Source organism: Paenisporosarcina sp. HGH0030, assembly GCF_000411295.1.
Lineage (GTDB): Bacteria > Bacillota > Bacilli > Bacillales_A > Planococcaceae > Paenisporosarcina.
Genome location: NZ_KE150421.1, coordinates 86,637 through 98,731 on the forward strand (window position 1 = coordinate 86,637; position 12,095 = coordinate 98,731).

A 12,095-nucleotide genomic window follows, 5' to 3' on the forward strand; every position below is an offset into this window, starting at 1 on the left:
TAATTTCTTCTCTTTTTTCTACATAGAATTACTTTCGGGAAGGGGGTGAGAAAATGAAAAAAGAAAACCATGAGGAAATATCATCTGATGAAAAGGTACAAAAAAAGTTTGATAAAGAAAGTTATTTCTTTATACCCGTACAATGCTGTCCCGATCGGTACCCATCCCCAAATATTCCTTCCCCTACGAGCTGCCTTCCGCAAGAAGATTTGGAACGAGTAATTGAAAAGATAAGGGCTGCAAATGAATTGCTTCTTGATCTGGCTCTGGGCGAGGAGCGGCTGCCAGATGAAACTTATCAGAAAGTTTTTGACGGTTTAATTGGACTGCGAGTTGAGATTACCGCTCTATCAGGAGAAACCTGTGAGGGGAAAGTCTCCCTGTCAGGCTATGATTTTGTTGTGCTTCGCAATGAAGAAAAGGTATTCATCTACCCATATAGTCAAATCGATATAGTTAAGCCTTTTGGGCGTTTTGCGGATCCTTACGATGACCCTGAACTAAGGGAAATCGATCCTTGCTTTCGCCGGGAATTGACCTTTAACTTCGGGGATGTCGTTTCATCTTCGCCAGAATTAATCCATCTGTTTTTCAGGATGAGGCTGAACATCTATTTACTTGTATATGAAGAAAAACATATACAAGTACAAATTGATGGCCAAACAATTGAAGGACAAATGAAAAAAGTAGATAAAGAATCAATTAGTCTAGAAGTGGCTGGACAACTGACAACCATTTCAATAGTTAAAATCAAATTGTTTACCTTAAACAATTAAACAAAAAAAGTCAGCTTTTTGAAGGAAACCTTCATAATAGCTGACTTATTTTTTAACTGGTGAGGTACTTGATAGAACTCTTTATTCAATCTTTAGATATAGCTGTTTCAACGGTTACGATCCTATCAATGGAAAAAATCAGTGTTCTGCCTTTCATATGCTCCCTATTTCCATGAAGCTCCGATTTTTCCTCAAAATCTTTTTGAGTTAATTCTTCCTCTTCCATTTCTTCTTCAACTGGTTCTCCGTCAACTAACGGCAGAAGCAATTCAACAAAATTGGACCCCACATAAATGATTTTACCAAACGCTGAATGGCCATTCTCCAGTTCTATATTGACGTTGAACCAAAGAAGTTGATACAAGCGGTAATTTAGACCCTCCGTCAATCCTGCTAATCGAATACTGAAATCATCATCACACAAATTCCTGCGGCAACGATTTCGACAGCAATTGCATCCAATTCCATACCCACATCCACAACTTGAAGGACAACATGCCCAATAGGAGCAATTTCTGAAGTCTAAATCAAAATCGCGGGTATGGCACCCGCAGTCCGTGTCTTTATGCTTTTCCAAAATAACACAACCTCCTTTCATTTTATTATTGATATATGAAATTTTTTACATTAGTTTTGGTCTGGAACCTAAAAAGATAGAAAGTAAATTATTAAACCAATAGATTTTACTATTAGTGTTTTGGGTGATGAACGAATTTATGGATAGGGGAGGTCGAAGATACGAGTTTATTACAGAATTAAATAAGGGGAAATTAGAGGAATTGAGATGAAAAATCTTAATCCCTCTTTTTTAAATTGTCTGATTTATGAAGAATTGCTACGGATGTTCCTTAAAGAGATTTCAAAGCATCTGCAAATGCGGTCTGTTTCCAAGGCACTATGAAAACCCAATTCTATTTAATGATTATAAAAAACAGATACAAAGCAAATTATAAATCTGATTTTGCGTTCCTAAATCTGTTTGGGGTTATGCCGGTATATTTTTTAAATACTGTTTGAAAATGACTTTGCGAGGAAAACGCCAGATGTAATGCAATTTCAGCATTACTTTTGTTAGTAAACTGCAGTAAGCGCTGAGATTCTAAAATTTTTTCTTGCAAAATATATTGTGTTAAGGTAATACCGGTTTGCTTATGAAACTGATTACTCAAACGAGAGCGTGATATTCCGAATTCGGTAGCTATTTCTTCAATCTTGATATTGTTAAACAAATTTATGGAAACATAATTTGCACATTTTAAAAATAATTTAGAAGAGCTATTGAAATTATATTTTACTTGTTTTGTACGTTCGGCAAACTCTAATAACATTTGCTTGATTAATGGGTATATGGATGCAGCATTGCGAAGCATTTCCAACTTTTGAATATACAAATCAGATAAATAGAATGCAGTCTGGACATTTAATCCCCCTTCGATTGAGGACCGAGAAGCTACGGTAGCGCAAGAAATTCCCATGTTCTTAAGTTGGCGCAAGGTATCATTGGCCATTGTTCCGGCCTTTATTTTTGGAAAGGCACTGAATAATTCTTTTAAAGCTTCAGGCTGACCATTTTTTATATAGAACAATAGCATTTTTTCATTTTGATAGTTATCGATAAAAAGAGTACTGGATTCTTTTTCACCAGAAAAAAATAATGTATTCTGCATACTGCTATTCATAATATCATCTTGATGATTTTCTGATTTTGTTTCTACAAATACGTCTTCTACAAAAAGTGGATTCTTATTGATAGTGGAAGCAATAAAGGAAAGGAGCCATCCTATACGTTCGGCAGAAATAGAGGGGGCGCACTTCAGTTTACCTATATATTCTTCATGATATTTTTCTTTTACATCCAATAAAAATAAAAGGTTATCTAATTTATTTTTGTCTTTCGTTAAAATGGAAGATGGACCTATCACAATTCGATAATCATCATCCAATGAAACATAACCATAAAATTGAAACAAGTCGGTAGTAATGATACCGGCAATATGCTCAGACTGTAGCATGTTATTCTCATAAAGCAGAAAAGGATCCGGATTCATGGGATATATCGAGTAGTAGTAGACTTGATTTTCTCTTTGGTAGAGTCTGACAGAAGCACTTGTGGATTTGGCAAGTGCTTTACTTAAATATCTTAATTCATTTAAATTCATGTATATTACCCACTTTCTAAAGGGGCGTGCCTTTTATATAATTTTTAAAACAAATTTGAAATACAAGTATTACTTTATCGTATAAAATTTAATTATTCAAAAAATATATCGCGCGCATAAGGGAAGGAGTTAGCATGGAAAAAGTCAATCATACGTTAAAAAGTGTTTTACCAAGAGCAAAGGAACTTGTAAAGAAGATGTCTCTTGAGGAAAAAGCCAGTCTTTGCTCGGGAAAGAATTTCTGGAATACAAAAGAAATAGAACGTCTTGGAATAAAATCAATGATGGTAACGGATGGTCCCCACGGTTTACGTAAACAGGCAGGAGATTCCGATCACTTGGGTATTAATAATTCGGTATCAACTACTTGTTTCCCTACGGCTGTAGCAACAGCCTGCAGCTTTGACCGTGATTTATTATATGAAATGGGTATTGCACTTGGAGAGGAATGTGTACAAGAGGAGGTTGCTGTGATTCTGGGACCGGGAGCCAATATAAAGCGCAGTCCGCTTTGTGGCCGTAACTTTGAATACTTTTCAGAAGATCCGCTTCTGACAGGAGAAATGGCTGCTGCACTCATTGGTGGGATACAGAGTAAAAACATAGGTACCAGCCTGAAGCATTATCTTGCGAACAATCAGGAAAAAGCGCGTCTTATCTCAAATTCGGTAATTGATGAGCGGGCATTGAGAGAAATATATCTTACCGGATTTGAAATAGCGATAAAGAAAGCGCAACCTTGGACATTGATGTGTTCATATAATAAGATAAACGACATTTATGCTTCTGGACACAAACTTCTTATGACAGACATTCCTCGCGGTGAATGGGGATTTGAGGGAGCCATAGTAACGGACTGGGGAGCTATGAATGACAGGGTTGAAGGTATCCAGGCGGGACTTGATTTGGAGATGCCAGCTTTTGATGGAGCTTCGGACCGATTGATTGTTGATGCGGTTCGAGCAGGGAAATTGGACGAAAAACTTGTTGATCTTAGTGCTGTGCGAATGACGGCTATCGCACTACAGGCAGAGGAAACACAGGCAACACATTATGATGCAGAAGCACATAATGAATTGGCACGACGTGTTGCACGTGAAAGTGCAGTGTTGTTGAAGTTAGGAAATGTACTGCCGGTAGATAAACATAAGAAGATTGCTTTAATAGGTGAATTTGCCAAGGTTCCCCGTTACCAAGGGGCAGGAAGCTCAAAGATATCTCCAAACCGGATCACTTCCGTAAGTGATGCCTTTGATGCGGAAAATATAAGCTATTCTTTTGCACCAGGTTATTCGGCCACAAGTGATGAACCGAATGAAGCTTTGATTACCGAAGCAATTGGAGTAGCAAAAGAAGCGGATGTGATATTTGCTTTTGTTGGATTACCGGATAGCTATGAAAGCGAGGGATTTGACCGTACTCATTTAAATATGCCAAAGGCACACACTAGATTGATAGATGAACTGGTTGCTACCGGAAAAAAGATAGTGGTTGTCATAAGTGCAGGGGGAGTTGTAAATATTCCGTGGCGTGACAAAGTTGATTCAATACTTTTGATGAATCTTTCGGGACAAAACAATGGTTACGCCGCATATGATTTGCTTTTTGGGGATTATTCTCCAAGTGGTAAACTAGCAGAAACTTATCCGTTAACACTTACTGAAACCCCTAGTATTGCTCATTTTGGTACAGGAGGCAATATTGAATACCGGGAAAGTATCTATGTGGGATATCGTTACTATGATAAAGCGCAAAAACAGGTGATGTATCCGTTTGGACACGGGCTTTCCTATACAACATTTACCTATTCGGGATTAAAGCTTAGTGCAATGAAGATTGGAGACAGAGATACACTTCAAGTAGAGGTGGTCGTTACCAATACCGGAAAGCAGGCTGGAAAGGAAATTGTTCAGTTGTATATTTCAGCACCCGAAAGTACTATATATAAACCTATGCGTGAACTTAGAGATTTTGCAAAAGTGGAATTGCAGATGAATGAAAGTAAGACGGTTACATTTACATTAGAAAGGCGTGCATTTGCTTACTATAATATTAATGTGAAAGACTGGTTTGTGGAAAGCGGCGATTATAAGATTGAAATTGGTGCATCGTCAAGAGATATACGATTGAATGATACGGTTACTGTTGATAGCAGTCAAGAGGGAGCGATACCTGATTATCGTACAGCAGCACCGGGCTATTACAATCTTTTACAACCAGGAACTTATGATGTCCCAAAGGAACAATTTGAGGAAGTTTTAGGAAGAAAAGTACCGGAAGAGCGTATCCTAAGACCCTTTACGCCCAATTCTACGCTAGGAGATATCAGAGTTCACTGGATTGGACGTATGATGAATAAGCAAGTAGAAAAGTCGACAATGAAAATATTCGCAGGGGACGAGGGTGATTCAAGTGACATTGTGAAGATGATACAGGAAATGGCAGTAGATATGCCACTGCGTCAGCTGGGTATGTTGTCACAAGGCACGTTATCAGTTAAACGGATAGAGGGACTCATAGATATAATGAATGGACATATTCTAAAGGGAATCCGTGGATTGATGAAAAAATAGGTGAAAAAGCGTCAAAACTTGACTTGAAAAGTGTGGAAAGTGGGATTTTTAGCATGCTTCATTATAACGGGCAATGAGGCAATGCAGGTTTGAGGGGTGAAAATAATTAAGTAATCAGAATAGTGATTAATGACGATAGATAGTGCAACTGCATTGGTAGATGGGGTAGATTACCCTTTAAGGGTTTCGATGAGAAAAAGACTCCAAAACTGAGTGGTTAAAACTCAGGGCGACTTATTTTCTTCTTTTATAATATATAAAAGATGATCTAAAAAAAGGGTGTATAGTTATGGAAAGAAGGTACTCAAAAGAATTATTAGATAAGCTTGTTGAACGTGAAGAAACCATTATGCTGAAGGGTGTAGAGGTTCTAGTTAAAAACTTGCCAGACAGTGATGAAAAAGGTGCAATGGATCCACGTCTGTATAAAGATATGAAAAATCAGCTTTTTTTAATGAAATATATGCCGAAATTTTTAATGAAGATGGACATTTCACCAAAAGGAATTAAAAGGCTTCGGAAAATGTTTAATGGGATAAAAAGTAATCCTATCGTTCAAAAGAATATTGAAATAGAACATAGACATGTGACAGGAGAAGACGGGAATCAGATTCCGATAAGAATTTATACATCAGAAACAATGAGAAAAAATGCCCCGGTTTTATATTTCATCCATGGTGGAGGATTCTTTGGAGGTTCTCCTGATGTTGTAGAGGAGTTTGTTAAGTTAATAGTAGAGAATACAGATATCCTTGCAGTGTCAGTTGATTATAGGCTTGCGCCAGAGAATCCATACCCAGCAGGTCATAAAGATTGTTATTCTACTTTACAATGGATTTATAATAATGCAGAAAGTTTAGGTGGGGTTAGGGGTAATATTTTTGTTGCAGGGGATAGTGCAGGAGGTAATTTAACACAATATTGTACAACCAGGGATATGGAAGATGGATTAGGAATGGTAAAGGGACAACTGTTACTTTATCCGACAGTAAACATGGCTGGAATTGAAGATGAGTATTACAAATGGAGTATTGATGAATATGAGATGTCGCCTAAACATAGATCAGGTATTAAAACGATGTTAGACATGTTTGGCTCACTAGAATCATTAGGGAATATATTAGGGACTACAGAAATAGATAATGAATATTTAACGCCATATAAGAGAAATCCTAAGGGCTTACCGCCAACCTTTATTACAGTAGGTGAACATGATTATCTCAAGGTAGAAAGCCTAGCCTATGCAGTAAAGTTGGCTAAGGCAGGGGTAGAAACGAAAACGGTTTTATATAAAGGTCTTGGACATGCGTATGCTGATAATGTAGGAGTCTATCCTCAAAGTGAGGATTGTGCAATCGAAATGGGTAAATTTATTTTAGAAAATTCAAAGTAATAGGACAGGGATATTCGGCGGAAGAAATAAAGAATTGCTAATTAAATTTATTCTTTTAAAGTATCCATATTATTGAGAACTTTGTTATGAACTTCAATTTTTTTTTATTAACCCTAAATGCTAACATTTTGCTAACCCAATCCAGTGAACAATAGTAAATTCTCGTTAAAGACGTTACACCTCAGATTTCTCAAAATATTGAAATTTTCGCACACATCGTTAAAGATATTACACACTCTTACCTTACGGGCGGCATGATGTAATAAAAACACCACCAAATCATATGAATTGAACTTAATCAGGTGTTAATTAAAAAAGTATCATCTCCGAAGAGACGTATTGTGGAGAAGAAAATGATGTAAAATTGATGTGAAAATTGGTGTGAACCATTATAGATAACAATAGATGATTTGATGGATGTTTACTAAAAACTTATAAAAAGCTATCATACAGTGTTTTGTATAAAGTTGTGATTAAATGACGATCATACTGGCAGTGTGAAGGTCATTAAAGAAAAGAAGAGATGGAAACAATATAAAATCACACTCATTTGAGTGTGATTTTTTTTGATATTAAAAATCGCAACCCATATCTTTATTAATAGAAAAAGCACCATCTCGTAAGAGATGATGCTTATTCGGGAACACCCTTGTTCCTAAAGGTTTCCTGCGTGTTTGGCACCCAATGATCCCGACTGGGCTCGAACCAGTGACCTCCACCCTGTAAAGGTGAGAGTCATCTAAGGCCAGAATCGTACCGTGTCTATTAAAACCAAAAGAAAAACAGAAAACACTTGAGTTGCTTTAAATTACTTACACATTCCTGTACATATGCCGCCATTTATATTAATAATTAGCCCCATTTAGCCCCAAACTAACCCCAATAACCTGCTTTATCTTGCTTTATATTGCATTTTAGAAAAATGAAAAAAGCCTCAAAACCCTGGGTTAACAAGGTCTTGAAGGCTTTAAATACTACTTTTGCAAAGTATCTCGATTAACGAGAGTAGAACTCAACGATTAATGATTCGTTGATTTCAGCTGATAATTCGCTACGCTCTGGAAGACGAACAAATTGACCAACTTTTTTGTCTGCATCGAAAGATAAGTATTCTGGAACGAAGTTGTTTACTTCCATAGACTCATTAACGATATCAAGGTTTTGAGATTTTTCACGAAGTGAAATCTCTTGACCTGCTTTAAGACGGAATGAAGGAATATCAACGCGTTTTCCATCAACCATTACGTGGCCATGGTTAACTAATTGACGAGCTCCACGACGAGTGCGTGCAAGACCTAAACGGTAAACTACGTTATCAAGGCGAGTTTCAAGAAGAATCATGAAGTTTTCACCAGATTTACCAGGCATTTTAGCAGCTTTATCAAAAAGTGTACGGAATTGACGTTCGTTTACACCATACATGTGACGAAGCTTTTGCTTCTCTTGTAATTGTAAACCGTATTCCGAGATTTTTTTGCGTTGGTTAGGACCGTGTTGTCCTGGTGCGTAAGGGCGTTTTTCTAATTCTTTACCTGTGCCGCTTAGTGATAAACCAAGACGACGAGACAGTTTCCATGCTGGACCTGTATAACGAGCCATGAGAGACTCCTCCTTTAAGTGGTTTTATTTTGTTGTAAAATAAGACCAGATGTATCAATCAAACTGTCATTTTATTTTCATGTATCCTCGCCCTCGCAGCCAAGGGTTACACGATACCCCATCCAAAAAGTTTGGAGGAATAAAATGAAACGAATAAGACCATACAACTGCTGCTTTTATTTTACACATCCTCCATTGTATCGATTTCCTATACTTATGTCAAGACGTTACCTTGACAATTTAATGATTCGATTGGGTAGTTGACCTTTTCAAAAAAGATGGAATCGAGTAGGATAGGTATGAATGGTATGAAAGCGTTTACATAAAAGGGGTGCTTATTATGGAAAACAAAAAGATGAAAAAAGAAACGGCAGTCGTTCATAAAGGATTTGACACTTCAATTCATCACGACAGTTTGTCCGTACCTTTATATCAAACATCTACATTTGCTTTTTCAACGGCGGAACAAGGAGAAAAACGTTTTGCTGGTGAAGAAGTGGGCAATATCTATTCACGGTTAGGAAATCCAACTGTAAGAGTTTTGGAAGAGCGCATGGCTGAACTTGAGAATGGACAAAGCGCATTGGCATTTGGGTCCGGGATGGCCGCTGTCAGTGCAGTGTTGATTCATGTTACGAAAACAGAGGATCATATCCTTTGTTCGAGAGGGATATATGGTTGTACGTTTGGGTTACTTGAAATGATGAATGAAAAATACAATATTTCACATAGTTTCAGTTCGATGTCGAGTGAACAGGAAATTGAAGCGGCGATTCGTCCTGAAACAGTTTGTTTATATGTTGAGACACCAATCAATCCAACAATGGAAATTGTGGATTTGGAACTGGTTGGGAGAGTCGCTCGAAAACATGGATTGAAAGTAATTGTGGATAATACATTTTCATCGCCTTATTTACAAAATCCTATCGATTTCGGTGCGGACTATGTGTTGCATAGTGCAACCAAATACATCAATGGCCACGGGGACGTGATTGCAGGATTGTTGGTTGGAAAAGATGCAGAGGATATGATGAATCTTCGTATGACGGTCCAAAAAGACGTTGGTGGAATTATCTCACCGTTTGATGCTTGGCTGATCATCAGAGGATTAAAAACGCTTCATGTTCGAATGGATCGCCATTCAGACAATGCATCGAAACTGTTGTCATTCTTTAAATCTTCACCAATTGTGAATGAGATTTATTATCCGTTTGATCCAGACCACCCACAATACGAAATTGCTAAGAAGCAAATGAAAGCCGGTAGTGGGTTGATTTCATTTACAATTCACGGTGGGAAAGAAGTTGCTCAATATTTAATGAATTCTCTTAAGCTTATCAAGATTGCTGTAAGTTTGGGAGACGCGGAAACATTGATTCAGCACCCGGCAACCATGACTCACTCAGTCATTCCTGAAATGGAACGTGAAAAGATGGGAATCACTCATTCCTTACTACGTTTGTCTGTTGGACTTGAGCATTCAGATGATTTAATAGAAGATTTACAACAGGCATTTGCAAAAGTGGAGACCCACTTTACGCAATCGCTTCAAAAATGAATGCTCCGTTAACTTGCTGTTGTATATCGTACCTTTGCGCTAGCCACATGTTCGCATGAGCCAACAGAAAGGGCGAGGTGATTTATCATTATCCCGTTCAGTTTACTGGTACAAAAGTTTAAATAACTCGGCAAATAGCTTCATATTAACATACAAATTAGCATTGCTTTTAGCAGTGCTTTTTTCTTGCTCGATTTTAATAATAAAAGGATTTATATCAAATATATGGTAATGTGTTAAATAGATAAATTGATTAAGTTGGTTCTTTTGTTATTCAACTTACGGGGCAGTTAATTGAATAACTTTAAAAAGTGAATGGAGGGTCATTATGAATAGAAATACCAAATTCGCAGTATTTGTTTCATTAATAATTTTAATAGGATTTCCAGTTCTTTTTTCCTTCATATCATTGTTTACAGGGAATTGGAACTATCTTATGTGGAGCATTCCTCCTTCCTTTACAGCAGGGGTTTGATAATAACTCTTCGACAATTAAAAAAGGAGGGAAAAAGTGTGTAACGTTGCACTTTTCAAAAAACGGTGAGTGGTTCTTATTGAACTAACGGGGAAGATTTCCTTAAGAAGCTAAAGAGATAATTGATGGAGGTTATTACTTGGAAGGAATTATAGGCGTCTTGTTGGGTACATTAGGTCTGTTTTATCCATTACTTCTAGCATCAGTCATTACTTTTGTCTATGCACTTATAAAACGTTCTTGGATTTGGATGTTGATAAGTGCAATTTTACTGTATCCCGATGCTTGGTTTTTTAGTGGTTATCCGCCATTTCCTTGGGCAAAATTTGTTCCCTTAATTCAGGTAATATTGGCTATAATTTTTTATCTTTTGAAAAGAAAGAGATAGTCACAAGTGCTTTACGGGTTAAGTTTTTCTTCTTGAACTAACGGGACAGATTAGTTAGACGTTCACTTTGACAATTAAGAATTGTGCTTCATGAAATTATGCTATGTTGGTAAGTAAACTGTAATACCAAGTTTATGAACTCATGAACAGCAGCTAATTTTGTTCTAAAGTATATTTATCCATAAAAAACTACACCTCCAATTGATAGATGTGTCTAAAAATTGGGGTGCAGTTCATTTATTAGAGGAAAAGTGTCTGTTTTTTAATGTTATCCTATGCCCTTTTTTATTTAAAAATCAAAGTTGTCAGGGTCTGGTCCTACTCGATGATTTTGATTTAGCTCATCAATTCGCTGCATCTCTTCTTTTGTTAGTTCGAAGTCAAATACAGTTGAGTTCTCAACAATTCGATATTCTTTCGTGGATTTTGGAATGGTTACAACACCATTTTGTAAATCCCATCGTAAAATAATTTGGGCAATGGTCTTGTTATACTTATTTGCCATTTCTTGTAATACTAGATTATCTAATAATTGACCTTGCATTAAAGGTGACCAAGCTTCTAACTGAATTCCATGTTCTTGACAAAAGGCTTGAATTTCTTTCTGAGTTAAACGTGGATGGTATTCTACCTGGTTAACCATCGGTTTAATTTCAGCATCGTTCATTAAGTCCTCCAGATGGTGGACTTGGAAGTTACTTACTCCAATAGCCTTTACTCTTCCTTCTTTATAAAGAGTCTCTAATGCACGCCAAGCTTCCTTATATTTACCTTCTACTGGCCAGTGAATAAGGTATAAATCTAAATACTCAAGATTAAGTTTCTTTAGGCTTGTTTCATAAGCTACTATAGTTGATTCGTAACCTAAGTCAGAATTCCAAACTTTCGATGTTATAAATAGTTCTTCTCTTGGGATACCTGCTTCATTTATCCCTTCTCGAATAGCTTGTCCAACTCCTTCTTCATTTTCATAAATAGCTGCTGTATCAATACTACGATACCCATGTTTGATTGCAAATTTAACGGCATTAACCAGTTCAGGGCCTTCTTCTACTTTAAACACCCCAATTCCAAACCAAGGCATTTTTACACCATTATGCAAAGTAGTTGTATCTTGTATGTTTTTAATCATTATAAATAAACCTCCAAATTTTTATTATGAGAAATGAGATCG

The 12,095-nt window shown here is 36.8% G+C and carries 9 protein-coding genes; 5 read left to right on the top strand and 4 right to left on the bottom strand.

Annotation, left to right across the window (positions count from 1 at the left end):
• Positions 1 to 53: 53 nt before the first annotated feature.
• Positions 54 to 776, top strand: a complete 723-nt coding sequence (locus HMPREF1210_RS00465; RefSeq protein WP_016426611.1) for a hypothetical protein — start codon at positions 54 to 56, stop codon at positions 774 to 776.
• A gap of 85 nt (positions 777 to 861) precedes the next feature.
• Here the strand turns inward: HMPREF1210_RS00465 and HMPREF1210_RS17890 are convergent, their stop codons facing one another.
• Both HMPREF1210_RS17890 and HMPREF1210_RS17205 read right to left on the bottom strand, forming a co-directional pair.
• Entirely contained in the window at positions 862 to 1,353 is a 492-nt protein-coding gene (locus tag HMPREF1210_RS17890) for a hypothetical protein (RefSeq protein WP_016426612.1), read from the bottom strand.
• Between the two features lie 370 nt (positions 1,354 to 1,723).
• Positions 1,724 to 2,935 (bottom strand): AraC family transcriptional regulator, encoded by a 1,212-nt coding sequence (locus tag HMPREF1210_RS17205; RefSeq protein WP_016426613.1) that lies wholly within the window; start codon positions 2,933 to 2,935, stop codon positions 1,724 to 1,726.
• A 134-nt stretch (positions 2,936 to 3,069) separates the two neighbouring features.
• On the opposite strand from HMPREF1210_RS17205, the gene HMPREF1210_RS00480 reads away from it, so the two are divergent.
• Positions 3,070 to 5,508: a glycoside hydrolase family 3 C-terminal domain-containing protein gene (locus HMPREF1210_RS00480; protein ID WP_016426614.1), complete on the top strand. Its 2,439-nt coding sequence runs from the start codon at positions 3,070 to 3,072 to the stop codon at positions 5,506 to 5,508.
• A gap of 289 nt (positions 5,509 to 5,797) precedes the next feature.
• Positions 5,798 to 6,901 carry an alpha/beta hydrolase gene (locus HMPREF1210_RS00485; RefSeq protein WP_016426615.1) on the top strand — a complete coding sequence of 368 codons (1,104 nt, stop codon included), beginning with the start codon at positions 5,798 to 5,800 and terminating at the stop codon, positions 6,899 to 6,901.
• 996 nt (positions 6,902 to 7,897) lie between these two features.
• Here the strand turns inward: HMPREF1210_RS00485 and rpsD are convergent.
• Positions 7,898 to 8,500 (bottom strand): 30S ribosomal protein S4, encoded by a 603-nt coding sequence (gene rpsD, locus HMPREF1210_RS00490; RefSeq protein WP_016426616.1) that lies wholly within the window; start codon positions 8,498 to 8,500, stop codon positions 7,898 to 7,900.
• Between the two features lie 340 nt (positions 8,501 to 8,840).
• Between rpsD and megL the strand changes: the two genes are divergently transcribed.
• Both megL and HMPREF1210_RS00500 read left to right on the top strand, forming a co-directional pair.
• Complete coding sequence (gene megL, locus HMPREF1210_RS00495; RefSeq protein ID WP_016426617.1) at positions 8,841 to 10,058, top strand: methionine gamma-lyase; 1,218 nt, start codon at positions 8,841 to 8,843, stop codon at positions 10,056 to 10,058.
• A 614-nt stretch (positions 10,059 to 10,672) separates the two neighbouring features.
• Positions 10,673 to 10,921 (top strand): hypothetical protein, encoded by a 249-nt coding sequence (locus HMPREF1210_RS00500; protein ID WP_016426619.1) that lies wholly within the window; start codon positions 10,673 to 10,675, stop codon positions 10,919 to 10,921.
• Positions 10,922 to 11,210: 289 nt separating this feature from the next.
• Here the strand turns inward: HMPREF1210_RS00500 and HMPREF1210_RS00505 are convergent, their stop codons facing one another.
• On the bottom strand, positions 11,211 to 12,053 hold the full coding sequence (locus tag HMPREF1210_RS00505; RefSeq protein ID WP_016426620.1) for an aldo/keto reductase: 843 nt from the start codon (positions 12,051 to 12,053) through the stop codon (positions 11,211 to 11,213).
• Positions 12,054 to 12,095 lie beyond the last annotated feature (42 nt).